The sequence below is a fragment of the Caulobacter segnis ATCC 21756 genome (genome assembly GCF_000092285.1).
In the GTDB taxonomy this organism is placed as follows: domain Bacteria; phylum Pseudomonadota; class Alphaproteobacteria; order Caulobacterales; family Caulobacteraceae; genus Caulobacter; species Caulobacter segnis.
The window spans coordinates 3,333,254-3,359,001 of the sequence record NC_014100.1 but is presented as its reverse complement, the minus strand read 5'-3'; the positions used below and the strand labels follow the sequence as shown (position 1 = coordinate 3,359,001).

At 66.3% G+C, this 25,748-nt stretch carries 19 protein-coding genes; 13 read left to right on the top strand and 6 right to left on the bottom strand.

The genetic code is table 11. The annotated features are described in order from the left end of the window. Positions 1-2: 2 nt before the first annotated feature. Complete coding sequence (locus CSEG_RS21680; RefSeq protein ID WP_013080167.1) at positions 3-3,653, bottom strand: glycosyl hydrolase; 3,651 nt, start codon at positions 3,651-3,653, stop codon at positions 3-5. Positions 3,654-4,525: 872 nt separating this feature from the next. On the opposite strand from CSEG_RS21680, the gene CSEG_RS22905 reads away from it, so the two are divergent. From CSEG_RS22905 to CSEG_RS15415, 4 genes are all read left to right on the top strand, one after another. After that, positions 4,526-5,119: a helix-turn-helix domain-containing protein gene (locus CSEG_RS22905; RefSeq protein WP_227878932.1), complete on the top strand. Its 594-nt coding sequence runs from the start codon at positions 4,526-4,528 to the stop codon at positions 5,117-5,119. 108 nt (positions 5,120-5,227) lie between these two features. Continuing rightward, complete coding sequence (locus CSEG_RS15425; protein WP_013080165.1) at positions 5,228-6,007, top strand: DUF2306 domain-containing protein; 780 nt, start codon at positions 5,228-5,230, stop codon at positions 6,005-6,007. A 240-nt stretch (positions 6,008-6,247) separates the two neighbouring features. Beyond that, a complete protein-coding gene (locus CSEG_RS15420; RefSeq protein WP_013080164.1) occupies positions 6,248-7,663 on the top strand; it encodes an amino acid permease in 1,416 nt (471 codons plus the stop codon). A gap of 243 nt (positions 7,664-7,906) precedes the next feature. Continuing rightward, positions 7,907-8,731 carry a p-hydroxycinnamoyl CoA hydratase/lyase gene (locus CSEG_RS15415; RefSeq protein ID WP_013080163.1) on the top strand — a complete coding sequence of 275 codons (825 nt, stop codon included), beginning with the start codon at positions 7,907-7,909 and terminating at the stop codon, positions 8,729-8,731. A gap of 53 nt (positions 8,732-8,784) precedes the next feature. On the opposite strand, the gene CSEG_RS15410 is transcribed toward CSEG_RS15415, so the two are convergent. Next, positions 8,785-10,590 carry a feruloyl-CoA synthase gene (locus CSEG_RS15410; protein WP_013080162.1) on the bottom strand — a complete coding sequence of 602 codons (1,806 nt, stop codon included), beginning with the start codon at positions 10,588-10,590 and terminating at the stop codon, positions 8,785-8,787. A gap of 260 nt (positions 10,591-10,850) precedes the next feature. Here CSEG_RS15410 and CSEG_RS15405 point away from each other — a divergent pair, with 260 nt between their 5' ends. Continuing rightward, on the top strand, positions 10,851-12,074 hold the full coding sequence (locus tag CSEG_RS15405) for an MFS transporter (protein ID WP_013080161.1): 1,224 nt from the start codon (positions 10,851-10,853) through the stop codon (positions 12,072-12,074). A gap of 98 nt (positions 12,075-12,172) precedes the next feature. Here CSEG_RS15405 and CSEG_RS22655 read toward each other — a convergent pair whose 3' ends face one another. Together CSEG_RS22655 and CSEG_RS15400 are read right to left on the bottom strand one after the other, a co-directional pair. Continuing rightward, entirely contained in the window at positions 12,173-12,454 is a 282-nt protein-coding gene (locus CSEG_RS22655) for a hypothetical protein (protein WP_157038999.1), read from the bottom strand. A 485-nt stretch (positions 12,455-12,939) separates the two neighbouring features. Further along, the gene (locus CSEG_RS15400; RefSeq protein WP_013080160.1) at positions 12,940-13,665 is read right to left on the bottom strand and encodes an outer membrane protein; all 726 of its coding nucleotides are present in this window, start codon (positions 13,663-13,665) and stop codon (positions 12,940-12,942) included. Positions 13,666-13,909: 244 nt separating this feature from the next. Here CSEG_RS15400 and CSEG_RS15395 point away from each other — a divergent pair, with 244 nt between their 5' ends. From CSEG_RS15395 to CSEG_RS15375, 5 genes are all read left to right on the top strand, one after another. Then, positions 13,910-14,599, top strand: a complete 690-nt coding sequence (locus tag CSEG_RS15395) for a response regulator transcription factor (RefSeq protein ID WP_208854789.1) — start codon at positions 13,910-13,912, stop codon at positions 14,597-14,599. Then, a complete protein-coding gene (locus tag CSEG_RS15390) occupies positions 14,596-15,567 on the top strand; it encodes a cytochrome-c peroxidase (RefSeq protein ID WP_208854788.1) in 972 nt (323 codons plus the stop codon). Before CSEG_RS15395 ends, CSEG_RS15390 begins: the two co-directional genes overlap by 4 nt. Next, the gene (locus CSEG_RS15385; protein ID WP_013080157.1) at positions 15,564-18,062 is read left to right on the top strand and encodes a two-component system VirA-like sensor kinase; all 2,499 of its coding nucleotides are present in this window, start codon (positions 15,564-15,566) and stop codon (positions 18,060-18,062) included. Before CSEG_RS15390 ends, CSEG_RS15385 begins: the two co-directional genes overlap by 4 nt. A 99-nt stretch (positions 18,063-18,161) precedes the next feature. Beyond that, complete coding sequence (locus CSEG_RS15380) at positions 18,162-18,602, top strand: cupin domain-containing protein (protein WP_208854787.1); 441 nt, start codon at positions 18,162-18,164, stop codon at positions 18,600-18,602. Positions 18,603-19,289: 687 nt separating this feature from the next. Next, positions 19,290-20,906, top strand: coding sequence for a type VI secretion protein IcmF/TssM N-terminal domain-containing protein (locus CSEG_RS15375; RefSeq protein WP_083778411.1), 1,617 nt, complete (start codon positions 19,290-19,292; stop codon positions 20,904-20,906). Between the two features lie 142 nt (positions 20,907-21,048). On the opposite strand, the gene CSEG_RS15370 is transcribed toward CSEG_RS15375, so the two are convergent. Then, positions 21,049-21,384: a hypothetical protein gene (locus tag CSEG_RS15370; protein WP_013080154.1), complete on the bottom strand. Its 336-nt coding sequence runs from the start codon at positions 21,382-21,384 to the stop codon at positions 21,049-21,051. Positions 21,385-21,969: 585 nt separating this feature from the next. Here CSEG_RS15370 and CSEG_RS15365 point away from each other — a divergent pair. Next, positions 21,970-23,124, top strand: coding sequence for a hypothetical protein (locus CSEG_RS15365; RefSeq protein WP_041538333.1), 1,155 nt, complete (start codon positions 21,970-21,972; stop codon positions 23,122-23,124). Positions 23,125-23,182: 58 nt separating this feature from the next. Then, complete coding sequence (locus CSEG_RS15360) at positions 23,183-23,713, top strand: isoprenylcysteine carboxylmethyltransferase family protein (protein ID WP_013080152.1); 531 nt, start codon at positions 23,183-23,185, stop codon at positions 23,711-23,713. On the opposite strand, the gene CSEG_RS21670 is transcribed toward CSEG_RS15360, so the two are convergent. After that, complete coding sequence (locus CSEG_RS21670; RefSeq protein WP_013080151.1) at positions 23,710-24,615, bottom strand: helix-turn-helix transcriptional regulator; 906 nt, start codon at positions 24,613-24,615, stop codon at positions 23,710-23,712. The genes CSEG_RS15360 and CSEG_RS21670 overlap by 4 nt on opposite strands. A gap of 426 nt (positions 24,616-25,041) precedes the next feature. Between CSEG_RS21670 and CSEG_RS15350 the strand changes: the two genes are divergently transcribed. Then, positions 25,042-25,734, top strand: coding sequence for a MarC family protein (locus CSEG_RS15350; protein WP_013080150.1), 693 nt, complete (start codon positions 25,042-25,044; stop codon positions 25,732-25,734). Positions 25,735-25,748 lie beyond the last annotated feature (14 nt).

Genomic DNA, 25,748 nt, shown 5'->3' with positions numbered 1-25,748 from the left:
CGTCAGGGCCGCCCACGCGTCAGGGTCAGTCGCGCGCCATCCTCGAGCTGGACCATGGCGTGACCCGTGGCCGGATCGAAGAGCAAGCGCAGCTTTCCGTTGGCGGCGATCAACTGCGGAGGTGCGGCGGGAACCTTGCCGTCACCGTCGAGGTCTTTCTGGAAAAGCGCTTCGCCCTCGGAGAGGTTGGCGTCGTCGTAGCGCGTTTCGCCCGTCCAGACGCCTTGGGCGTTCAGCGTCCAGCCATAGCTGACGCCAGCGTTATCCATGGTGTCGAGGATACGGACCGCGCCGTTTTCGTCCCGGCCGATCCCGGAGAGGGTCCAGCCATCCCGCACCAGAAGGCTGGGGCCCTCTCCGGTGCGCGAGACGCCGCGCAAAGGCCGCTCCCCGTCCTGGTAGTAGGCCAATCCCGTGCCGGTGTCGGTGAGCAGCTTTAGGTCGCCGTTCTGGGCCACGAGCTTCAGGTCGCCGCGCAGAATAGTCCCGTCGCCGTTGATGTCGGCGCCGAACATGGGCTCCAGAGTCTTCCAGTCGCTCTTATAGACAGCGCCGCCATTGCCGCCCAGGTGAAGGCCGCTATCGACCTTGTAAGGGTAGAACGGCTCACCGCCCTTGGTGGCCCCCAGCACGACGATCGCGCCGGTGGCGTCGCGGCCTATGCCGATCATCGTGGTGGTCGCGTCGATCTGGACGGCCTGGCGGCCATCGCCCCGGATCATTGCCTTGGGGGCGGCGTCACCGATGGTGATCCAGGCCGTTCCGGTCTTGTCCTCGACCGATAGCGTCAGGTCGCCGCTTTTGGCGATCGTCGTCAGGGCGTATTGCGGCGGATCGGTCGGCAGGTCCATGGGGACGCCTGGCGGCCGGAACGGAATGTCCTTGTTCTGGAAGTCGGTGCTGATGGTTCTGCCGTCGGCGGTCCGGGTGACGAGATCGCCGGGCTCGACGGCCAGTTGCACGCCGTCCGAGAACTTCACAATGATCGCAGACGCGCCCGGATTGAACGCCGTGTAACTCTTGGCACCCGCCTTGTCGTAGGCGACGGCGAAGGCGCTGTCGGCCTTGATCGACAGATCAGGCGCGCCGAGCGCCACGAGGGTCTGGATCCACTGCAGGGTATAGGCGCGGGACTCTTCGCCGGCGCCGCTCTGGTACTGTGGATTGGCGAAGAAATCCTTGAGCGCCGCCTCAGGATCGGCCAGGGCCAGGGCCATCTGCGAGCCGTTCATCCACTCGGTGGGGCGGCCGGGGTTCTGCATAGCCCACAGCTCTTTGATCTCCGAGAGCAGCTCGGCCTTGTGACCGGCCATGAACAGCGACCCGGCGTTGATCGGCGTGTACTGGATGCCGATGATGTGCGCCGGATCCCCGTCGAAGAAGTTGGTGAACTTCGCGCCATTGTCGCCGACGATGCCCATGATCGAACGCCGGACGCCATCGGGGAATACCTTGTTGTCGACGTCCTGCCAGTACTGCTCGAACGCGATAGACTCGGTGGTGTGTAGATAGACGCCGAGATCGGCGAGCTTCTGCTGGCCAGTCACCGCGCCCCAGCGCGCCACCGCGCTGGCGAACTCCAGGGCCTCGGAGGCCGACTCCTGGTTTTGGCCGATGCCCGTGCCGGAGGCCCAGCTGTGCCCGGCATAGGGGTCGAAGTTGCGCAGGAACCCGTAGGTCGTGTCGTTGCGGTCGTCGTTGGCCGCGTCCTGGATCAGCTCGTTGACCATCGCGCCCCACTTTTCCTGCTTGGCCCACTCGGGATCGAGTTGGGCCACAGTGGCGGCGGCGTTGATGATGTAGCCGTAGTGGAAATGGTGGTCGTTGAGCTTGTCGTCGGAGTTGAAGTTGGCCGGGAAGCCGATGAGCGTCGCCCACTGCTTGTCGTAGACGAACTGGAACTTGTCGCCGTCATCGGCGGTGAACCACTTCTCCAGCTGCTCCTCGATCGCCTTGACGAAGACGTCCTTGGCCTGTCCGTAGCCGACCATCTGGGCCATCAGGGCCAGGTCGCCGAACTTGGCGTTTTGACGCGCCCCCCAGTAGGTGTCGCCCTCGAGCGGGCTGTTCTGGGCCGAGAGGAAAGCCTTCAGCTCGCCGTGAATCATGTCGATCAGCTGCTGTTTTTGGCCGGCGTCGCCGACGAAAGGCAGGATCGGCAGGATCGGCGCGATGTCCATCGAGGTCTGGAAAGTCGAGCCGCTCGCCAGGACCTTCATCTCACCGCGCGGCGAGGCGTAGCTGACCTCGCCGAGGGGAGAGTAGGAATTGATGTATTGGTGGCGATAGAGCGCCATCAGGGGATCCTTCGACAGGCCCGGGCCCGTCTCCTTCATGTCGGTGGTCGCCTCGAAGGTCGTCACCAGCTTTCCGCTGGCGTAGTCGACGGTGAAGGAGGATTTGGTGTCGGTGACGAAGGCGTAGGCGTGGGCGCGATAGCTCATCAGTGTCTTGACCGAGCTGTCGGGCAGGACGGCGACCGAGTAGTAGTCCTTGCCACCCAGATTGGACGTCACGCCGTGATCGGTGAAGGTCCAGGTGGAGCCGGTTGGGCCGAAAACGCCGTAATTCTTGCCGTTAATGGTGACGCCGATCACCCCGTCCTGGGCGTACCACACCCGGCCAGGACCGTTGTAGCCGCCGACGCTGAGGCCGGGCGGGACCTTGGTGGTGTCATAGACCGCCTCGCCGCTGACGGCGGTCGCCAGCTTGGCGGGATCGCCGCCAGCCTTGGCGCCGCCGCCAAGATAGAGCGTGCCGTCCGTGGCGGCGCCGTCGGCCGAGGTTAGATTGGCGTAGGGCAGCTTGACGTAGCTTGCCGCGTCATTGGTCCGCACCAGCACGTCGTCGACGCCATTGGCGCGCCAAAGCTCGACCTTGACCGAGCCGTTCTTCATATCGGCCATCGCGCCCGTGGCGCTGATCATCTTCGTGCCCGTGTAGCTCTCGTCGCCTGACGCCGCGTCGGTCGCGAACCAGTCGTAGGTTTCTATGCGATCGGTCTTGCCGTCGCCGTTGAAGTCGTACGAGACGCGAAACTGGATGCCGTCGGCGACCTTCTGGCCCGCGTCGACGGGGAAGTTGAACTGAAGCGCCTTGCCGGTGAACGCCCCGTCCAGCCCAGTGAGCTGATAGCTCAGCGGATTGACCGGGACGTCGCGCGAGGGCCCGGTCTGCTGGTTGAAGTCGATCACCACGTCGGCCTGGCTGTCGCGCGTCACGTAGACGAACGGCAGGCCCTGACCCATGGTCGCGCGCATCTGCCCGTCCCAGTCGGCGGTGGCGGTCCAGTCCGTCGCCGCGGCCAGCTTGGTGCCGCTGGCGTTCAGGCCTGACAAGCCGAGGCTCAAGTCGCTGTGGTAGTCGTAGTTGTAGCCTTCCTCCGTCACGCGAGGCGTGTCGGTATAACCAAGGTTCAAACCCTTGGCGTCGGTCTGGACCGCCATCGGATCCAGCTGCATCACGCCCGAGAACGGACCCCACTGGGCGAAGACCAGTGAGCTGAAGACCGAATTGCTCGGCGGCGCGCCCGTGAAGTCGTCGGTGATGCGCGGGGCTACGGGTTTGTTGTTGACGCTTTCGGTCGGCCCTTGAGAGCCCTCCGGATACTGCGTCGAAATATTGCCCGCGCCGACCTGGATGATCTTGTCCATTGTTCCACCCGTTCTGAGAAGGTTCGTGAGCCTGGCTTCTAGGAACCGGATCGGTGGGCGGTCTGGTAATATCCTGTCCAGTTGCGTGATCGAGTGCTGAGATCGCCGGGCTTGGCTGGGCGCGGCCCGACGGCCGGGCGATCCGCCGAAAGACAGCAGAAGCGATCGCGCGGGGCGAGGGGATGGGCGCCTCTATCGAGACGCGGCGGCTTCTCCGTCCGCTGACACGGGCTTGCGGAGCGTCCCCTCGTCCCAGAGGACCTCCGTGGCTGCAAAGCCCACGGTCGCCGACCTCCGCTCCGGAAGAGGTCGGCGACTGAACGTGCTGATCCATAACTTCCGTCGACGCCGGCGACGCCCGTTCCCGCGCCGCCGTTACGATCGTAACCCTTGGCCGCGTGGTTGAAACCGCGCCGCAGCCTGACCGCCCGACGCTCAGGTCGGTCGGCCCGCTTCAGGGCCGTCCGATGAAGCCATTTAGCCGGAAATGGGACGGGCCGTTGGCGCTGAGCACGAACACTCCGAGCATGGACAGACGCCGGGCAGGCCGTGCGTGCGGCGCGATGGAGCCCGGACTGGATCAGACCGAGCGCGCGCGATCCGCCGAGCGCGGGCTCGTAACGGTTGGAGCGACAGAGCTCGCCACCCGTCGCTCGCGTCTTCGCGTCGAGCGTCTCGTTGGGGAGGCGGACGGCAAGCGCACGATCCCAACGGCTGAGACTTGGCTTCGGCTGGTGTTTCCGGACGAGCCGATCGAGCCTTCAGCGGACCGCGAGGGCGGGCGGGGGCGCGTCGGGCCAGCGAGGTTGGCGCCGCTGAGGCCTCGGCCGGGCGCGCGGGCGAACACGAGCGTGGAGCTTGTCGTGATCAGCATGGACCTCGAAGCGCTGGAGGATCTGTGCGCCGATGACGAGATGGTCCCTCCGACGGCCGGACCGCGAGAGATCGTCGTTCCGCCCGACCCCATCCTGGCCAACCTGATCTCGGCCATCCGGATGACCTTGTCAGGCGTGGCGGCGGACCCGGGCTTGGGCCCTCGGGTGCGCGAGACGGTACGACGGGCTTTCGTCGTGTGCGGCCTGACGCGTGGGCATCCGCGCGCCGGTGGCCTCGCGCCTTGGCAGGAGCGTCTGGCCAAGCAGATGATCGGCGCGGCGGCGGGCCAGATGGTGACGCCGCAAGAGGTGGCCAGGGCCTGTCATCTGTCGCCGACCTACTTCGCCAAGGCCTTCAAGGTGTCCACGGGCGCGACGCCCCACCAATGGCTGCAGGCCCGGCGCGTGGGTGAGGCGCATCGTCTCATCAGGGCCGGGACTCCGCTGGCCGAAGTGGCGGCCGCCTGCGGTTTCTCCGACCAGAGCTATTTCAGCAAGGTGCTCAAGCGCCATAGCGGCGTTCCGCCCAAGGCCTGGGCGCGCCTCAACGCGGCGATGGAAGGCGCTGGTTCAGCTCCTGCCGGTCACTAAGCCATGATACGGACCGCTCGTCGCTCGCATGCCCGCGCGCCACTGGCGCCGCCAAAGCGGGAGCGACCTGCGCCGAATGAGCCGCCAGCCGCGTCCGCCGCGTGGCGATTGAGCCTGACCCTGCTCTTCGCCGCTGTTTGGCTGAGCAGCTCGACCTTCGGCCTTTACATTCTCGCCTTCTTCGGGGGCACGGCGCTGCGCGGGCAGGGGGTAGCATGGAATGGATCGCTCCCGGATCTCTATGATCCCGCTCATTGGCTGGGCACGGTCGCGATCGGCGCCCACATGGCGGCCGGCGCGCTGCTCTTGACGCTTGGCCCCCTGCAGCTCGTCGAGCCAGTACGAAGGCGCAAGCCGGCCCTTCATCGCAACCTAGGGAGGCTTTATGTGGGATGCGCCGCCTTGGCCGGCGCGGGCGGCCTTGCCTTCATCCTGGCGCGCCGCACGGTTGGCGGTCTTCCGATGGACCTCGGCTTCGCCGGCTACGGCGTTCTGTTGATCCTAGCCGCCAGCCAGGCCTTTCGTCACGCGCGGGCCGGTCGCCTGGCAGCGCACCGCGCATGGGCCATCCGCCTCTTTGCTCTGACGATCGGGTCGTGGCTCTATCGCATGGAGTACGGGCTGTGGTTCGCAGCGGCCGGCCGCCTTGGCCATACCCCCACGTTCGATGGCTGGTTTGACCGGCTTATGGTCGTGGCTTTCTACCTGCCAAACCTTCTGATCGCGGAGCTGATCATACGCAGGTGGAAGAGTGGCTTGACCGCCAGGCTCGCTAGCGTCCTGCTGCTCTTGATCACGGGGCTGTTGCTAGTCGCGACCTGGACGTTCACGACCCACTACTGGGGTCCTGGAATCGCGCGCGGACTTGCGGGCGTCGCCAAGACCTAGCGCGGCGGTGCGTCTGTCGCGCCTCTCAGCGACGGCGGGGTGTTGACCCCCTCCGCTCTGCTGCGGCGGCGCGGCTGTGATGGAGATTAATTTGGCGTCGCCGGGCCCGGGCTGCCTGCGCATGGCGAGATAGCGCGGTGAAGTCGACGCGGACATTTTTGGCGACGCTTGTTTCAGTCGTAGCCCGACGACGATCGGTGGGAACTTTCGTGTAACGCTCGCCGCGTCTTCATCGGCTCCATGACCCGACAAAGACCAGCCTTCAACGCTTCCCTCCGCAAGGATCTGCCGAGCGATCCTTCCAGTCCTGGCGAGGACCTGCATCGCGGCCTGGCGCGGCGGCATATGAGCCTGCTGGCGCTAGGATCTTGCATAGGCGTGGGTCTCTTTCTGGGGTCGGCCAAGGCCATCCAGCTCGCCGGCCCGGCCATACTGATCGCCTATGCGCTGGGTGGCCTGGCGATGCTGGTCATCATGAGGGCGCTTGGCGAAATGACCTTGGCCCACCCCGTCGCCGGCTCGTTCACCAGCCATGCCGCCACCTACCTGGGGCCTTTCGCCGGCTATCTTACCGGCTGGCAATATTGGTTCATGTGGGTCGTCACCTGCGTGGCCGAAATCACGGCCGTGGCGGTCTACATGCAGGTCTGGTTCCCGGATACGCCGGGCTGGATGTGGTCGCTCGCCGCGCTCGCGGGCATGGGACTGATCAACTTCGCCGCCGTGAGGCTCTTTGGTGAGTTCGAATACTGGTTCGCGCTTATCAAGGTGGTGATGATCATCGCGTTGATCGGCGCGGGCGGCGCGATGATCTGCCTGGGGCTTGGAAACGGCGGCGCGCCGATCGGCCTCTCCAACCTGTGGAGCCATGGCGGCTTCATGCCCAATGGTTTTGGCGGAGTCCTGCTGTCGCTGCAGATGGTCATGTTCGCCTATCTCGGCATCGAGATGATAGGTCTGACGGCGGGCGAGGCGCAGGATCCGCGCGAGACGCTGCCAAGGGCGTTCAAATCAGTCTTCTGGCGCATAGCCCTTTTCTACATCGGCGCGCTGTTTGTGATCCTGTCGCTCTACCCCTGGAACGAAGTAGGCGTAAACGGCAGCCCCTTCGTGCGCACCTTCGAGCGCCTCGGGGTTCATACCGCCGCCGGCATCATCAATTTCGTGGTCATCACCGCGGCGCTGTCGTCCTGCAATGGCGGCATCTTCAGCACCGGCCGCATGCTCTACGGCTTGGCCAAGGAAGGCCAGGCGCCGCGGTTCTTTGCGAAGACTTCGGCGACCGGCGTCCCGCGCCGCGCGATCGTGGTTTCGCTGTCGGCGCTGCTGCTGGGGGTGATCCTGAACTATCTGGCGCCCGAACAGATGTTCTCATGGGCCACCGCCGTGGCCACCTTCTCGGCCGTCTGGACCTGGGGCGTCATCCTCATCACTCATCTGCGGTACCGGGCCGGGCGGACCGCGGCCGAGCGCGCGTCGCTCACCTTTCCGCTGCGGTTCTCGCCGTGGAGCAACTATCTAGCGCTGGCCTTCCTGGCCGTGGTGCTGGGCGTGATGGCCGTTCACGCCGACACGCGCGTGGCCCTGGTTGTCGGCCCGGCGTTCGTGGTCCTGCTGTCGATCCTTTACCGGGCCCGCGGCAAACGAGCAGGCTGATCCACGACGAACGACCCGCGACTTTCGGCCAGCAGATCATCAGCGCGGGGGCGGGCGTATCGCTGGCTCCGCGCTCGAAAGGGCTCGGTTCGCGTCGGGCAAGCACGATAGTGGCGGCCGCGATGCGAACGCTGAAGGTTTCTCCGGTAGCCGAGTTCTCGCGCCCGGAAGGCGTCCGGCAACGGACGAAGCTCAGCCTGATGTCCGGCCCTGAGCCGCTGACAGAACCGGAGTTTCAAGAGCATGACGAAGACCGTGGCCGTCGATGTCGCCGATGGCGTCGCCTGGGTTCGCTTCAACCGGCCCGACAAACGCAACTGTATGAACCCGGCTCTCAACCGGGAAATGATGGAGCTGCTCGCGGCGCTGGAATTCCGCGCGGACGTCGGGGTGCTGGTGCTGGGCGGCGAGGGCGCGGCCTGGTCGGCCGGCATGGATCTGAAGGAGTTTTTCCGCGAGACCGAAGCGCTGGGCCTTGGCGCCATGCGCCAGGCCGACCAAGAGTGCTTTGGCTGGTGGCGGCGCCTGCGATGGTACCAGAAGCCGACGATCGCCATGGTCAATGGCTGGTGCTTCGGGGGCGGCTACGGGCCGCTTTTCGGTTGCGATCTGGCCTTCGCGGCCGAGGAGGCCCAGTTTGGGCTCTCCGAGATCAACTGGGGAATCCTGCCGGGCGGCGGCGCGGCCAAGGTCGCCACGGAGCTGATGTCCTTCCGCCGGGCGATGTACCACGCGCTGATGGGCGAGCGCATCGACGGGCGAACCGCGGCCGAATGGGGGCTGGTCAACGAGGCCGTTCCGCTCGAGCAGCTGAAGACCCGTGTCGCCGGGGTCGCCGCTCGGCTGCTCGAAAAGAACCCCGTCACGCTGAAGGCGACGAAGGACGCCATCCGAAGGGTAGGCGAGATGACCTACGACAACGCCGAGGACTATCTGGTCCGCGCGCAGGAGGCCGCCAACAGCTTCGACGACCAAGGCCGTCGCGAAGGCATCCGTCAGTTCATCGACGAGAAGTCCTACAAGCCCGGGCTGGGCACCTATGCGCGCCGTCCGGCCTACGCCGATTAGAGGGGCGAAGGCCCGGCCGGAGGTTCCGGCCGGGCCAACCCACGCCTTGGCCTCTAGAACGCCGACTGTTGATAGAGCTGTTCAACGAGTTCGGCCCGCCGCCGCAGAACCACGCGCTGGTTGAGGTAGCCCTTCTCGGTGATCTCGCCCTCCGCGGCGCTGGGCGGATCGGCCATGATCGCGAAGCGCGCGACCCGGGTGCTCGACCCGCTTCGCCAGGCGTTCATCTCCCCAAGACCCGCGGCGATCAACTGGCGGATCAGCGGGTGCTCGGCGGCGGGGCCGTCATAAGGCTCCTCGCCGAGCGCGTCGGCCAGATGGCGCCGGCAAGCCTCCTCGTTGGCGAAAACCAGCAGGCCGATCTCGTGGCGGCCCTCTCCGGCGACAACGACGTCCGACACCAGCGGCGCGGTGGCGGCCACCGCGGCCAGGCGCACCTCGCCAGCATTCACCCATGTCCCCGACAGCAGCTTGAAGTTCTCCGCCAGCCGGCCGCCGAACAGGATGCCAGCCTCGGGCACCATGGGCTCGACCAGTCGTCCCGCGTCACCGCTGCGATAGAAGCCTTCCTCGTCGAACATGGCCGCCGTCGCCGCTGGCGCTCGCCAGTAACCGGGGGTGACGTTGGGCCCACGAACACGCAGCTCGGCGCGATCATCCGTCGGCGTCAGCTTGATCTCGGTTCCCGGCAAGGGCACGCCCAGGTTGGAGGCATGGGGTGTGTGGAAGTAGAGGATGGTCGAGCACGGAGCCGTCTCGGTGGATCCCCAGGCCCCCAAGATCGGGGTTGAGCGGCCACACGCCCGGATCGAAACAGCCTCCAGTCGCTCACGGATCGAGGCGGGCAGGCCCGCGCCCGCGTTGAAGAGGATATCCAGGCGCTCGAAGAACCGCTCGGCGAAACCGTGATCCTTCTCCAGGACCGGCAGCAGGGCGTCGAAGCCGGCCGGCACGTTGAAATAGGCTGTCGGCGGTGACGCGCGCAGGGCGGCCACGGTCTGGCCGATGCCGGCCGGCGTTGGCTTGCCGTTATCGATGTGCAGAGCCCCACCATGCCAAAGCACGAGGTTGAAGCAGAAGTTGCCGCCGAAGGTGTGGTTCCAGGGAAGCCAGTCGACCAGCACCGGCGGGCGGTTCTGCAGGAAGGGCCACACCTGCCCGAGCGCCTGAACGTTCGAGACCATCATCCGCTGGGTGTTGACCACCGCCTTCGGCGCGCCCGTCGAGCCCGAGGTGAAAAGGAGTTTTGCCGGAGCGTCCAGGGCGAGGGGCGCAAGGAGCGCGTCCGCGCGAGGAGAGCAGGTCAAGGCCGCGCGATCGCGCAGACCAATGACCGGGGCGCGAGCGAAGCCGACGGCCTCCATCGCCGCGCGCACCGCACCCGGATCGTCGGCGAGGATCAGGCCCGGGGTCACCTGCTCAAGCACAGCGGCGAACTTGGACCAGGGGAGCATGGCCGGCTGGGCGTAGGCCGGCGACACGACCGCCACGGGGACGCCCGCGGTCATCGCCGCCAGGATCATCACGGCCTGGTCGATACTGTTGGGACCGACGACCATCAGCGGCCGATCCTCGCCCAGCTCCTTCGCCGCCAAGCCGCCAGCCATAGCCATGACCTCGTCGCGCGCCTGACCGTATGTCATGACGCGCCGACCATGATCATCGGCTTGCGTCAGAAACACCCGCTCGGGATTGCGTTGGGCCCAGTGAGCCAGGCGCTGGGCCAGGCTTGTCGTGACCGGGCGCGGCGGCAGGCGATTGGTCAGCAGGATCGAGCCGTCGGCGCGGGTCTCGATGTCCAAGGCGACATCCGGGAACAGCAGAGGGGCGACGTCAGCCGCAAGAAGTGGCTTTTGCATGATTGAACTCTCAAGCGATAAAGCGCGCGAGCGTCTGAACTCAGGGCTACCGGGGCGTTTCGATCCCCCGGCCATCGGTTTCAGTTGAAATGCGGTGCCCCTCGCCAGGGCTAATGCGGTGCCCCTCGCCAGGGCTGCCGTGACCTTGGCCAAAAAGCGTCGCCGGGGTTACGGATGTAACCCTACAGGGGCTGGGCGACATCGGTCCGATGCGTGGCCCAGGGAAGCTGAAGCTTCCAATCGCTTCTCGGAACTGCGCCATGGCTCGATCCGTCTCCAACACAATCATCACACCGGCCCTTTGCTTTCTCGCCGCGCTTGTAGAGGGCTACGATCTTCAGTCCGCGGGCCTGGCTGCGCCCCAGCTCGCCAAGGTCTACGGACTTTCGCCGCAGATGCTCGGCATGGTGTTCTCCGCCAGCACCCTCGGCTTGCTTCTGGGCGCGGTCGTCTGTGGACGGCTGTCCGATTTGATCGGGCGCAAGGGCCTGCTGGTCACCGCGCTCCTGACGTTTGGGCTATTCTCGATCGCCACCGCCCTTGCCCCGGACGTGCCAAGCCTCCTGGCCATGCGTTTTCTGACGGGGCTTGGGCTCGGTGGGGCGTTTCCTGTCCTGATCGCCTTGGTCGCCGCCAGCGGGGATCCGCGCACCCAGGCCCGCCGGGTGACGATGGTGACGGCGGGCATGCCGCTGGGTGGCGCGCTGGCCGGGATGCTGGTCGCCACCCAGCGAGGATTGGACTGGGCCACGATCTTTCACGTCGGGGGAATTACTCCGCTGGTCCTGGCCGTGGTTGTCGCCTGGGCGATGCGCGAGCCCACCATGCCTCAGAACCTGGACCTTGCCGCGCCGGCGCCCGTACGGGCCGCATCGACCCGGACGGTGCTCTTCGGCGGCGGCCGCGCCGTGCCCACGCTGGCGCTTTGGATCAGCTCCTTCGGCACGCTGGTCGTCCTCTATCTTCTGCTGAACTGGCTTCCGACCTTGATGATCTCCCGCGGCTTGGCGCGAGCGGACGCTCTGATCGCCGCGGCGGCCTTTAGTGGCGCGGGCGCGATGGGCACTCTGGTTCTGGGCTCGCTCCTCAGCCACCAGCGTCGGGGGGGCTTGCTGGGCGGCGTCTATGGGGGGCTGGCGCTTGGACTGGCGGTGCTGGCCGGCGGCGTCATCGCGCCCATCGCCGCGGCCGCCCTGGCCGGCTTTTTCGTCATCGGCGCGCAGTTCGTGCTTTATGGCCTCTCCGCCGAGCCGTACCCGCCGTCGATGAAGGGCACCGGAGCAGGGGCCTCCGTGGCCGCCGGACGTCTCGGGGCCATGGCCGGTCCTATGATCGCCGGCGCCGTGCTGACGGCTGGCGGCACGGCCAGCCAGGTTCTCGCGCTGCTGCTGCCCATCGCCGTCGTGGCCTTCATAGCCACCCTTCCACTGAGCTGGCGCTCGCGCCGCGCCAGCGCCGTTGAGGCCAGCGCGGGCCCGGGCTAGCGGTTTCGCGCCCGGCCGCCCTGGAAAATCCGCGGCGGCCGGGCGAGGTCTACTCAGCATGGCTTACTGGCCCGTGCGAGAGGCGAGGGCGGCGCCATCTAGTCGTACGGATAAGGTCTCAGGCCCAGCGCGTTGGCGACCATCGCCGTGAGGCTCTGCCCGCTAGCGGCCCGCGAGACGTGCTGGGCCGCGCGGCCGCCGAGCAACAGGGCGCCGCACCAGATCGCCAGCAGCAGCACGCCGGCCGCGATCGACGACCACGGACAACGGATCGACGGCGCGCGGGAGGCTGGAGACGCCTCGGCTTGAGGGGCTGGCGAAGCCTGACGGGCGTGACCGGCTTGGCTGGGGGTCGAGGCAGGATCTTGATTTAGGGCCACGCGGCGCTCCGATACGTAAGGACGACCTTGGCGCCGTCCTGACGTGTTCTGGCCAGGGGCGGCTTCAGCGCCGTGTCGCGCCAGCCTGGTTGGGTTACCGCTGTAGCGGATGCTCGGCTTGCCGATGAGGCGATGCGACCAGCGTCCGTCGGGCGAGCGAGAGAGAGGCGGCGCGGCTCCAGGCGCGGCGGATCTCACGCTGGCGGGGTCGAGTGACGGCTTGTCGCCTTGAGGGACCAATCGCAGCAGAAGGTGTCAATCGGCGCCGAGGCGAGCCGACTAGAAGCGGCGTTCCGACAAACCAGAAACATCGATGGGTGAGCCGAGAGCGCCAAGGGCGCGCGAGGCGAGGAAGGCAAACAAGGCCCTTGGTCCAGACGCACGTCCATACGAAGGATGGCCATCGCGCGCCAGGCGTCTCGACCCCGGCCGCGCCGGGACGGCTTATGACCGCGGCCGTCTCCAGTCGGCCGCGGTCGCACCGCTTAGAAGCGGTGGCGCGCGCCGAACGTCACGGCGGAGCTCTCATATTTTGCGTCCAGGACCGAATCCAGGGCGCCCGTGGTCTGGTTGAAGCGCTCGATCTTGTGGTCGTCGCCCCACAGGTAGCGCAGCTCCGCGGTGAGCTCCCACGACGGCGACAGCTCGTACTGACCGCCGATCATCACCTGATAGGCCAGGCGGCCGGAGGTGCTTGTGGGGATATTGATGATCGGACCGATCGACCCGCCCGTCGGCGCGCCCGGGATGGCGCCGACGTCGTACTGGATATCGTAGTCGAAACTGGCCGCGCCGACGCCCGCGCCAACCATGCCGCGCAGCTTGCCCCACCGCGGAGTGTCGTAGGTGATGTTGACCATCTGCGTCGTGACCTGGCTTTCGCCATCGATCAGCCCGCGCCGCACCCCGTTCAGCGTGAGCTTCTCGACGTCATTCTTGCGCGACGCCAATTCCGCTTCGAACCGCAGGCGGCCCCACGCGCCTTCGCTGGCGACGAGGCCGACGACCACGCCGGCCAAGGCGCCTTCGTCCTGCGGGGCGTCGATGCGGCGCGGCGCGCCAGCAAGGTTCGCGCCGGTAAAGGTCTGCTTCTCCCCCAGATTCACGCCCGCGAAGGCGCCGACATAGAGGCGGCTTTCGTCGGCGACGGCCGTGCTGGCGCAGGCGCCCGCCGCCAGCGCCAGGGTCAGGGCGAACAGTTTGGTCTTCACGTTGGCTCTCCATCGAACGGCGGCCCTTAGCGGCCGCGGCTAGCGGAAAAGTCGCCAGCCGCGGCGTGTGTAGAGGGGGGAGAATTCAGTTCGATGTCGAGGGATCTGTTTAGAAATACAGATGAAATCCGAATGTTTCAGGTGAAGCCAATATCAGTTTGAGTCCGTGGGAGTGAAGTGAATGAATATGGTGGCAACATTTCCGGTGACCAGTACGCTTATGACAACGGCCAAGGTTTTGATCGTGGACGATGATCGAGCCATGCAGAGCATGCTGCGCGAGTACTTTTCCAATAATGGTCTGAAGCCCTCCGTAGCCGCCAATCGCGCGGAAATGGCCGAGAAGCTGCGCGCCGAACCCCATGTCATCATTCTCGACCTCCAGTTGGGCGAGGACGACGGGCTGGATCTGCTGCGCATGATCAGGGCGCAGTCGGACGTGCCCGTGATCATCACCACCGGCCATCGGCGCGAGGAAATCGATCGTATCGTCGGGCTTGAGCTCGGCGCGGACGACTACGTCAACAAGCCTTTCAGCCCGCGTGAATTGCTGGCCCGGGTCCGGGCGATCCTGCGTCGCGGCGGGGGCGCGGTCGATCTCAAGCGCATGCGTGGCCGCAACCGTGTCCGCTTCGGCGCCTGGGAGCTCGACCGTAACGCCCACACCATTCGACGCGGCGAAGAAGAGCCGATCCTGCTGACCAAGGGCGAGTACGGCCTCCTGCAGGCGTTTCTCGATGCGCCCAATCGGCCATTGTCGCGCGAGCACCTGCTGCGCGCCACGCGCATCCATGACGATGTCTTCGATCGCTCGATCGACGTGCAGATCCTGCGCCTGCGACGAAAGCTCGAGACCGATCCGACCGAGCCGCGCCTTATCGAGACCATGCGCGGCGTCGGCTATGTGTTCAAAGCCGTGGTCGAGACGCCGTGAAAAGGTTGGCCCTCCTTGGCTTGGGGGCGATGGCCGTGGTCGCCATCCTGGCGCGGAGGCCCGTGATCCATGCCAGCGTCGAGGCCACTCGCCCAGCGGCCACGCCCCCCAAGGGCGCCTTCAACGCCTTAACTGTCCGCCACATTCCACCTTCGGCGCAAGAAGCGCGCGAGATCGCCCTGGGCGAGCTGCTGTTTGGCGACACCAGATTGTCCGGCGACGGCAAGCGCAGCTGCGTGACCTGTCATGACGTCACGACCAATGGCGCGAGCGGGCGCGAACGGGACCTCACACCGCAAGGCCAACCGCTCCCGGTGAACACCCCGACCGTGTTCAATGCGGCGAGGAACTTCCGTCTTAACTGGTCCGGCAACGCCCGAACCCTGGAGAGCCAAGCGCGCGCCTCTCTTCAAAATCCATCGATCATGGGCGCCGACCTCACCAAGGTCGCGCGGGTTCTGGCGGCGGACGCGGCGACGGCCGAACGGTTCCACGACACCTACCGGCGCGACCCTAGGCCCGAGGACATCGTGCGGGCGCTCGCGCGGTACGAGGCCACGCTCATCACTCCGGGATCGCGATTTGATCACTATCTGATGGGAGAGGCCCTGGCCCTGTCGGCCGGCGAGCAGCGAGGATATAAGCTTTTTCAGTCGGTGGGCTGCGCCTCGTGCCACCAAGGGGTGAACGTAGGCGGCAATCTCTATCAGCGCAGCGGCGTCTTCCATCCCGCCGCCAAGGCCGACTCGCCGGTGCTGCGCGTGCCATCGCTCCGCAACGTCGCCACCACCGCGCCCTATTTTCACGATGGCAGCGCCGAGACGCTCGAGGACGCCGTGCGCGCCATGGGGCGCGCTCAGCTGAACCGCGTCCTGACCGCCGACCAGGTCGCCGACATCGCCGCCTTCCTCCGAAGCTTGAACGGCGTCTATCGTGATCGGCCCGTGACGCAGGCCGCGCCAAGATGAAGCGGCCTGGCCTGTTCGCGCTCGCCGTTCTGGTGATCCTGCTCTTGACCAGCCTGCTGCTCAACAGCCTTCAGCCGCGAACGGCGCGTCTCGAGGCGATGGAGCGCGGTCTCGACACCTTCGAAAACGCCCAGCATCTGCTGCGGCGCGACGTCATCAGCGTGCGAGCCGGTATCCTTCAATCATTCGACCCCCTGGTGCGTGACATCACCGCCCTCGACGCGGCGCTCAAGCCCTTGGAGGCGACCGGCGACCAGGACCATGACCGATTGATCCAGCGCCTGAGGGCCTCGGCCGCGCGACAGGCCGCCTTGACCGAGACCCTGAAGAGCAACAGCGCGTTGCTGCAAAACAGCCTGGCCTATTTCAGCACGCTCAGCGCCAACGCCGACCGTCTGGCCAACCCCAACGCCGAGGAGGCCAGGTTGTCGGCCGCCATGCTCCGCCTGACGCTGAACACTTCGCCCGACACCCAGGCTCTGGTCGATCGGCGCGTTCGCGACCTTGCCGCCCGCCCGACCCAGTCCAAGGTCGATCGCGAGGCGCGCGAGGTTCTGCTGAGCCATGCGCGCCTGCTACGCCGGCTTCTTCCCCAAACAGACCAGGACCTCGCCAAGCTGCTGGCCGAGGACGACAACGAAAGCCGCGCGCGGCTGCGGGCCTGGATCGCGCAGGAGCGGAGCAAGGCCGAGCAGACGGCCCAGCGTTACCGGTATGCGCTCTACGCCGCCGCCTTGATCCTGACCCTGCTCATAGCCGATCTGGCGTTAAGGCTCGGGGCGCATCTGGCCGATCTGCGTCGCCGAGCGGCCTTCGAGCACGATCTCGCGGCCATATCAGCGGAGATCATCGCCGCGCGGCCACACGAGGCCAAGGGCAGAATCGACGAGGGCCTGGCGCGGCTCGCGGCCCATGTCGAAGGAGACGCGGCGTTCCTGTTTGGGGAAGGGGTCTATGGCTGCGCGCGAATGTGGCCGACCATGCCCCGAACCCAGAGGGGGGACTGGTCGACCTCGGCCAAGGCCTTGGCCGAGGCGGCGCAAGCAAGTCCCCATAGCGTCTTCAATGGCTACGCCGACTGGCCCTGGCGCGATGACAGCGAGCAAACCGCGCGGCGCGCCCACGTCGTGGCGATGGCGGTGAGCAACGAGCGTGGAGAGCGATGCGTGCTCGGCTTCGCCCGTTTTCGGGGCGCGGTTCAGGTGCGCGAGACCGATCTGGGTGTGATGCGTCTGGCCCTGGATGTGCTGGCCGGGGCGGTGCGGCGCGCTCGGCTGGAGCAGCAGCGGGTGGCGCTGGAATCGCGTTTGCAACACGCAGGCCGGATGGAGGCGATCGGCGCCTTCGCCAGCGGCATCGCTCACAACTTCAACAATATTCTAAGCGCCATCGGCGGTTACGCCGAGATGGCCGCGGCGCGTGAGGCGACGGCGCGATCCAGAGCGCGCTATCTGCGCGAGATCACCGGCGCTGTGGCCCGCGCGCGTCGGCTGGTCGACCAAATCCTGGCCTATGGCGCCCGCTCGCCCCTCCCATTGCAGCGGGTCGATCTCAGTCGGCTTGTCGCCGAAAGCATCTCGCTTCTGCGCGCCGCCCATGGCCGCCGCGCGCGGTTCGCCTTCGACCAAGACGGTGGCGATCATTCGGTCTTAGGCGACTCTGAAGGCCTTCAGCAGATCGTCATGAACCTGGCTTCCAACGCCGTGCAGGCCATGGGCGGGGCTGGGGTGGTGAAGATATCGCTTTACCGGCGTAGCAATCGCGCCCCTGTCGAGCTTTCAAGCGGCGTCCTGATGGCCGGCGACTATGTGGTGCTGCGGGTCGAGGACCAGGGCGCGGGCATGTCCCAGGCTACTCTGGCCCGTATCTTCGAGCCCTTCTTTACGACCCGCGCCCAGGGGAACGGCCTTGGGTTGGCGACGACGGCCGAGACCGCCAGGGAGTTGGGAGGCGCGGTGAGCGTGTGGTCCGAGCCCGGCCAGGGCGCGGTTTTCGAAGTCTGGCTGCCCCGCCAGGCCCAGGCGCCATCGCCGGAAGCGCTTACTTGCGGACGCGGAGAGACCGTCCTGGTCATTGGGCCTGGCAACTCCGCCCTGGGTCGGGACGAGGAGCGCTTGGCCGCCCTGGGGTATGAGCCGGTTGGGTTCGTCGAGCCTGCGCGCGCCCTCTCGGCGTTGCGCGACTGGCCCGAGCGATTCGACGCCATCGCCGTGCGCACCGAGGACGAGGACGTGATTGTCGCGCTTCGACGGGCCAATCCTGATCTTGGCTTGGTCGTCATCGCCGAAGCGTCGGGCGCGTCCGTCAAGCCTTTGCGGGCGCTGGCCGCGTCCCTGGGGAACTGCAGTCTGGCCGCCTGTCCGCTGAGTTCGGCGGATCTGGCCAAGCTGATGATCGACGCGATCAATCGGCCGCGGGCCTCGGCGGCGCGGCAGGTCGGGCCGTCGGTGAGCAAGCCTGGCTCCGTCGAGGCTCTAGGCGGCCGTTCGGCCTGACGATCCGTGATCGGATCGATCAGGTCAGGATCTCGGGTCCCGCACTCCGCGGGCGGCGCGCCGCGCGAGGGCCCGTAAAAACAGCAGCGCGCAGGAGACATGACGATGAACGACAACGCCACGCCGACCTGCCGGGTCGTCCGTCCCGGCGAGCCCGTGGTCGGTAAGCAAGGCCTGACCTATGAGGTTGGCGTCTCGGCCGAAACGGTCGGCGCCAGGGCGATCCATATGCAAACCTTGACCCTGCCGCCAGGCGCGCGGGGCACGCCGCATAAGCACGAGCACCACGAAACGGCGATCTTCGCCATCGAGGGGGTGTCGGGCTGTTGGTACGGCGAAGATCTAAGGGAGCATGCCCGGATCCACGCCGGCGACTACTTCTACATCCCCGCCAATATGCCCCATCTGCCCTACAATGACGGCGAGGTCCCGTTTGTCGCCGTGATTGCCCGGACGGATCCCAACGAGCAGGAGGGCGTGGTGCTATTGGACGATCCGGGCGCGACACCGCCGCCGGTTGATCATTCCGACGCGTCCTGACGGCGAGCGAAAAGGCGGCAGGCCCAAAGGCCCGCCGCAGTCTCGATTTTCTGGGGGGCGTAGGCCCAGAGCGACGCCGCGGGTCGAGGGCAGGCGTCGCGCATCGAAAGGGGTGTCGTGGGTCTCAATCACGACATCCCAGTTTCGCCTGGCGCAAGCGGGGGGCGGGCGCCAGCACGCGTCGAGCGCTTCGGGTTGGCGCGCCTCTTTGGAGGCTGCGTTGGATCCCGCGCTTCTTGCGATCAACTATCGGGTAGCCGGCGTTGTTGAGCAACATCCAAAGAGTTTCATCGGTAATGTAGATAGAGCAATAATATATGAACCTGACGATCTCAGGCTTTGTGATAAGCTGGGAGTCGCTTGGATGTGCGATCGGCGCGATGACGCGCATGCTTCGCAAGTCGGATATTTAAGTTTTTCCACTCTTTCGGCCTTGAGTGCTTACGGCAGTAACCGGTTCTTAGCTTCGCGAAACTCGCCCGCAACGCTCCCCCGTCGATCATCGCCGCGACCTGCGATCGAGCCGGGTTCTGAACGACGAAAGTACGCGATGGGTGTTGTTGATCGAGTGGCTCGCGCCGTGTCGATGCCGACGTGTTCTCGTGGAATGTCGCGGCCAAACGCGTGCGCGCGCTTTCCGGGCAAACCGGGGTCTCGCCCTTCAAGGGGGCGCTGGCGTTTGGGAGGATGGTGATGGGTGGCTGGGCGGCACGCCGTCCGCCATCGAAGCATGATCCAGATCCGGCCTTGGTGCGATCACCCGAGCCGCCGCTCGATAGTATCCAGGAGGATCGATCCTGGGCGCTAACCAGCCGTGGCGACAGGGCCTCGACGCCCGCGATGTGCCGGAGAAACCGGTTGCTCGAGGCCGCGGCGCCGCTTCTGGGGTTGGCGGCGAGAGCCCGGGCCATGCGTTCGCGTCGTGGCCTTTCCGACCTTTATCGGAGCGCCGCGCCGCGGGCCGACGCCTTCGCGCATCGGCTTTTCGGTCTCGACCTCGAGCCCAAGACGCTTTGGCGCGCACGCTTTGCGGTCCTGGCGACGATCGACGACATCGTTCGCACCCACCCACGGACCAGAACCGAACGCCAGCAAGGGGCGTGTCCATCCTTGGTGCGTGAGGCGTTCGACGAAGACGTCGATCGACTTCATTTCTATGAACTGCTCGAGGAGATGCTTCGCGAACCCCTGCGCTCGCCGGAAATGATCGATCTCTACCATGCCTGCCTGGTGGCGGGCTTTACCGGTGGCTTGAGGGCCGAGGCTGACAGGGTCCGTCGTCTCAGCGGGGAGATCAGTCTGGCGTTCGGCGTCGTGCCGCCGACGAGCCCTTGGAGCGGTAAGGTGCGGTCATCGGGACGTGGCTTTGCGACTTTCGCCGCCGGCCTGCGCGGGGCGTCCGGGGATCCGCTTATCACGTTCGGCTCCACCGTCTCGGCCGAGCCGGGTCGCGGTCGCGCGCGGCCTGATCCGCTGCGCTTGCAAGGGCGGTCTGCTGAATATTCCTTCTCAAACCGGTCGGCGGGCTACTTTCAGCCGCTGCGCATCGCCTCATCGAAACCAGACAGCGGCTGGTTTCTGGTGATCGGGTCAGACGCGGCGTGCGCGCCATCGCGGCTGGCTTGTTCGTCCAAGCGTGAACCGCAGGCGTCAGCGGCGACGATCGAGCCGCAATGGTTCGATGACGACGCGCTGCTTGTTGACGCGGCCGGCGTGGAGGCGCCATCGGGCCAAGCCCGTTGGGTCGAGTTCTTGCGCGCTAGGCGCCAGATCCCGGACCTCAAGCCGCCCGCGGGTGTCCTGGTCTCGATCGGCGCGGACGTGCTGCTGACCCTTGATGATGCGCGAATGAGCGCCTTTGCCCGAGCGATCAGGCGACGTCTCGCGGACATCTCCAGAGAGTTCGCCCGGGGGATCCCTTGGCAACTGGTCATCGCCAAGGTCGATCTGCTCGCGGGGTTCGAAGCCTACTTCGAAGGGCTCGAAGGTAGCGGGCGGCGGGCGGTCCTGGGCGTCAGCCTTCCCATCGGCCGTCATGGAGCTTCCGCTCTGTGCGAGGCCTATGACAAGCTGAACGATGCCCTGGTCACGCGCATGTCTCATAGGCTGGTCGTCGAGAGCGACGCGCGCAAGATCAGCTGGATCCTGGACTTCCCGAGCCAGCTGGAGGGCCTGCGCGTGCAGGTGCGCCGTCTGATCGCCCACGTTGGAGGCAAGGACGATCGCGACCCGACCTACCAGGCGCCGGGGCCGCGCGGGATCTTTCTCAAAAGCGGCGTCCTGCCAAGCGTCGACCCGAACTAAGGGGCTCGTTCGCATTGACGACACTCCCGTCGCAAGGGGGCTATCGATCGGCGGATCGATCGCGGAGGAGGGCGGCTTGCGTTGGTCGGCCGGGTGGACGGATGGCATGGCGCGCCCTTCAGGCGCGCCATGGAGCCGGCGGTCAGTTCTTGCAGTCGGGCGCGGGATCGGAGCGGCCACCGCCACCGCCAGCGCTCGGCGAGCCGCTCGTCGGGCGGCACGTCTGGTCGCCGCGCTGGGCGGTCTGCTTGGCCGAACGTACCAGGCTCGGGTCGCGCAAACCGCGGATGACGCCGCCGCAGTCATAGGCGTTTCCGACCTGCGGACCCTTATGAACCGCGCGGGGGACGCTAATCAATTTGCAGGCTTGGCCTTGGGTGTCCCGGACGGGCGTCGCCTCGGCGTTGGCGATCACGGGCGAGGCCAGGATCAGCCCGAGAAGGGCGCCGGCGATCGGGCGAGATGGCGTGACATTCATGAAGAACTCCGATGAGGGCCCCGCGACGGAAAGGAGCGCGGCGGCAGGTCAATGATGACCCGCTGCTTAGCCGGGGTGATCAGCGCGTGGGTGCGCGATCAAGTTACCGTTGAAATAGAACGTGGGAGTTTGGCTACGGCTGTGGCGTTGAGGGGTTTTCGCGCGCGCAGCGACGTGCTTATCCAGACTTATATTAATCGGCACGAGTCTGTTAATATGTATCACGTCATTGTGGATTGTGAATATTTCTAAGTATCGTCTTGTCCCGCGAAAATTCCGCGAATTATTTCATTTGTAGTCAAATATGACGCCGCTGATGACGGTTCACCATTAAGAGTGCTCCTCAAACCTGCTTTGTCGCGCCTCACGCGGCGGCCGCCAAGCCCGGTCGCTCGCGGAGGGCCTCGAGCTGACCGGGGCGCGAAGGGAGTGACCGTGCGGCCGTTTCTCCATCGGTGCCTGCTGAGCTTCGCCCCGCCCCATACTCAGGTTGGCGATCTGATCATCGTGTCCGGCGTCCTGACCGGACCCCACGTTATCGAAGGGGCCGCCGCGGCGCCTTCCTCCTGTGAGAAGACAGAGTCCATGGCCTTCGAAACGCCGCAGCCCTCGGATCTTACCCTGACGCCGGTGCGCTCAACCGCCGAGCTCAGGCGCTTCATCGAGGTAGCCAATCGCCTGAACGCCAAAGACCCCAATTGGGTCACGCCACTGATTTACGAGCGCATGGCCGCTCTCACGCCCAAGACCAATCCCTTCTTCGAGCATGCCGAAGTCCACCTCTGGCTGGCCGTGCGCGGCGGCCGCGACGTAGGACGCATCAGCGCCCAGATCGATCACCTCGCCACCGAGACCGGCGCGGGCAAGACCGGCAACTTCGGCATGATCGCCAGCGAGGATGATGCCGAGGTGTTCAGCGCCCTGTTCGGAGCCGCCGAGGCGTGGCTGAGGTCGCGTGGCTGCACGCGGGCGCTGGGGCCATTCAACCTCTCGATCAACGAGGAGGTTGGCCTGCTTGTCGACGGGTTCGACAGCAAGCCGATGGTGATGATGGGCCACGATCCACGCTACGCCGCCGCACGGGTCGAGGAGCAGGGCTATCGCAAGGCCAAGGATGTGTACGCCTATGTCTGTGATCCGCGCGCGGCGCTCCCGGACGCGATCGTCCGGCGTCTGAAGCGCGGCCTGCCCAAGGGGGTCACCCTGCGCCAGCTGGACATGAGCCGCTACGACGAAGAGGTCAAAGCGCTCACCGAGATCCTGAACGACGCCTGGTCCAACAACTGGGGCTTCGTGCCGACCACCGAGGCCGAGACGGCTCAGCTGGGCAAGGCGTTGAAGGACGTGATCGACAAGCGGTTGACGCTCTTCGCCGAGATCGACGGCGAGGTGGCGGGCTTCATCGTGCTTCTGCCCAACGTCAACGAGGCGATCGAGGGGCTGAATGGCAAGCTGCTGCCCTTCGGGTGGGTGAAGCTGCTTTGGCGCCTCAAGGTCAAGCGGGTGAAATCCATCCGCATCCCGCTCATGGGCGTCAAGCGCAAGTTCGCCGAGACCCTGCGAGGTCAGGTCGTGCCCTTCCACCTGATGAACGCGGGCCGGGACGCGGGTCTGGCCCTGGGCTACGCCAGGTTCGAGTTCTCCTGGATCCTTGAAGACAACATGCCGATGCGGCGCATCTCAGAGGCCATGGGCGCACGGATCTACAAGACCTATCGCCTCTACGAGAAGGCGCTGTGATCAGGCGGCGCGGGCAGCCCCGCGCTCGAGCTGGTGGGTCTGGTTCGAGGCGTTGTCCATGTCGCTAGCGACCTTCGCCATGGGCCTTTTCGTTGTGCTGGCCGTCGCTTGGCGTCTGACGAGCCTGGCGCGTTCACGCGCGAACGAGAAGGGCCTTCGGCGCGCTGGCGCCGTGGAGGTGGGCGCTGGCGCGAGCCTGGCGCTGACCCTGGCTCACGTGGCCATCTATCTAGGCGCGATCGGCGAGGCGATAGCCAGGGGTTTCTGGCTGGATGGCGTCGCCGCCGTCGGCCTGGCGCTCTACGGGTTCGGCGCGGCCATGCTCGCGCTCGTCATACGGGATCTGGGCCGCGTCTGGACGGTGAAGGTCTTCATCGCTCCCGATCATGTCCTGGTGCGAACCTGGCTTTTTCGAACCTTCCGCCATCCCAACTACATCTTGGCCATTCTGCCTGAGCTCGTTGGGCTTTGCCTGGCGCTCCACGCCGTCGTGACCCTCATCTGCGGCCTGCCGCTCTATGCAGCGCTGCTCTGGATCAGGATTCGGCTCGAAGAGGCCGCCATGCGCGAACGCTTCCCCGCCTACTAAAGGGCGCTTCCGGCCCCGCGCAGGCGCGCGTAGGCGCGCGGGCTCATCCCCATCGCGCGCTTGAAGACGCGGCTCATGTGGCTCTGATCCGAAAAGCCGCTTTCCGAGGCGACGCGGCTGATACGCAAGGCGCGGCCATCCAGCAGAGCTCTGGCGCGATCCAGGCGGCAGGCTTGCAGCCAGCCATGGGGCGTCATCCCGGTGGAGGCCTTGAAGGAGCGCGCGAAGTGCGCCGCTGACAGGCCGCAGGCCGCCGCGATTTCGACGAGCGGTGTCTCGGCCGCCAGGTCGGAGGCGATGATCTCCTTGGCCCGCTTGACCTGCCACGGCGCCAAGCCGCCCTTATGCGCTCTGATGGCGCCGCCGAGCCCGTAAGTGTCGGCCACGTGCGCGCACAAGGACAGGACCAAGTGGTCCACCAGGAGGCGCTCGGCCGGCCCGGCGCGTTTGAGGACCTCGATAATCAGCGGCTCTAGCCTGGACATCATCGGGTCTAGCGTGGACCAGCCATCGCACGCATGCAGGCCGTGTATGCACCGGTCCGCGTCGGTCGCGAGATCTTCCAGCGCGGTCTTGGGGATACGCAGGTGGAGGCTGTCGACCTCTGGCCCCAGAAGCGCCGTGGGGGCCGCCCGCAGGTCCAGGATGTTGGTGCCGCCGCGCTCGATATCGCCGGTGACGCCGGCGGCGCCGTCGAGCCACAGCAAGTGCGAGGGGTGGGGGCGGACCTGGTAGACGACAATATGCGCATCCTCCGCCGGAGCCCCGATGGCGATCCCGTCGTCGGCGCTGCGCTGCAGGCGTGTCAGGCTGACCGAATCGCGACGCGTCCTGACCGTGAGGCCGGCGCTGACGCCGGCTTCCTCGACAAAGGCGTTCACCGGGTGGCGGGGGGCGATCACGCGTAAGGTCCTGATTGACGACGCTCGCATCGCGACCGCGCTTGGCGGACGTGCAACGAGCCTGGAACCACGCCGTGGCCAGGAGCCGGACGTGAGGGGGCAGTTGATCCTTCAGCCCCCCGGCAAGGACAAGACCCGGCTAGCAAAGAAACGCGCCCTTGAGCTTGATCGATTCTGCTGCGTCGCTGAGTTTCTCGCCATAAATAGAACAAGCGAAGCTTGATGTCGTCTCGCTGCTCAAAGCGTGGCCAATACTTAGGTTTTCGCACCCTCCGCCGAAAGGGTGCAGAATCGATCAATAGCATCGCGCCGTGAAGCCTTAGATGAGCCCGGCATGTGATTGGCCGCCGGTTGTTCGGCGACGCCGCGCAGACGTCCCGTCGCATCTAACCTTGGTCGGGGCTCACACCTCAAGAAAAGATCAGTATGTCCATCCAGTATCTCGCGCTTAATTTTATCGTGGCGCTCTTTGCTCTGATCAATCCGATCGGCAACCTGCCGGTTTTCGCGGCCATGACCGCTGGGGCCAAACCCAAAGCCCGCCGACGGATCGCCGTCTATATCGGCGTGTTCATTATCGGCCTCCTGGGAATCTTCTATCTCTCCGGCCTGGCGCTGCTGCAGGTCTTCGGGATCTCACTTTCAGCGTTCCGTATCGCGGGGGGCGCGATCCTCTTCCTGCTTGGGCTGGACATGGCCCGTAACGACCTGAACGGCGGAGACGAGGCCGATGAGCTGGCCTCGCTCGCCGACCATCCAAGCTATGCGCGCCGTCTTTTCGAGCGGATCCTCGTGCCGTTCGCCATCCCGATCCTGATCGGGCCCGGCGCCATCTCGACGGTCGTGATCTACGCCAGCGAGACCCGCTCGATGGGCATGGACGCCATGGCGGCGGGTATGATCGGCATCTGCGCGGCCGCCGCAGCCGTCGTCGCGGTGCTGTGGGCGACGCCGTTCATCTCCCGGCTCCTCGGCCGGGTCGGCATGACGGTCACGGTGCGCGTCCTGGGGCTCATCCTGTGCGCCATGGCCGTGCAGTTCATGATCATGGGCGCGGCCGATGCGACCCACGGCTTCATCCGCCAGGACGCGGCGCGTCCGTATCCGGTCGCTCAGTAGAGCCTGCGAGAGAG

Bases quoted from the DNA above. Each gene is read 5' to 3' on its own strand.
- CSEG_RS21680 (WP_013080167.1), bottom strand. From the start codon at position 3,653: ATGGACAAGATCATCCAGGTCGGCGCGGGCAATATTTCGACGCAGTAT.
- CSEG_RS22905 (WP_227878932.1), top strand. From the start codon at position 4,526: ATGGACCTCGAAGCGCTGGAGGATCTGTGCGCCGATGACGAGATGGTC.
- CSEG_RS15420 (WP_013080164.1), top strand. From the start codon at position 6,248: ATGACCCGACAAAGACCAGCCTTCAACGCTTCCCTCCGCAAGGATCTG.
- CSEG_RS15415 (WP_013080163.1), top strand. From the start codon at position 7,907: ATGACGAAGACCGTGGCCGTCGATGTCGCCGATGGCGTCGCCTGGGTT.
- CSEG_RS15410 (WP_013080162.1), bottom strand. From the start codon at position 10,590: ATGCAAAAGCCACTTCTTGCGGCTGACGTCGCCCCTCTGCTGTTCCCG.
- CSEG_RS15405 (WP_013080161.1), top strand. From the start codon at position 10,851: ATGGCTCGATCCGTCTCCAACACAATCATCACACCGGCCCTTTGCTTT.
- CSEG_RS15385 (WP_013080157.1), top strand. From the start codon at position 15,564: ATGAAGCGGCCTGGCCTGTTCGCGCTCGCCGTTCTGGTGATCCTGCTC.
- CSEG_RS15380 (WP_208854787.1), top strand. From the start codon at position 18,162: ATGACGATGAACGACAACGCCACGCCGACCTGCCGGGTCGTCCGTCCC.
- CSEG_RS15375 (WP_083778411.1), top strand. From the start codon at position 19,290: ATGGTGATGGGTGGCTGGGCGGCACGCCGTCCGCCATCGAAGCATGAT.
- CSEG_RS15370 (WP_013080154.1), bottom strand. From the start codon at position 21,384: ATGAATGTCACGCCATCTCGCCCGATCGCCGGCGCCCTTCTCGGGCTG.
- CSEG_RS15365 (WP_041538333.1), top strand. From the start codon at position 21,970: ATGGCCTTCGAAACGCCGCAGCCCTCGGATCTTACCCTGACGCCGGTG.
- CSEG_RS15360 (WP_013080152.1), top strand. From the start codon at position 23,183: ATGTCGCTAGCGACCTTCGCCATGGGCCTTTTCGTTGTGCTGGCCGTC.
- CSEG_RS15350 (WP_013080150.1), top strand. From the start codon at position 25,042: ATGTCCATCCAGTATCTCGCGCTTAATTTTATCGTGGCGCTCTTTGCT.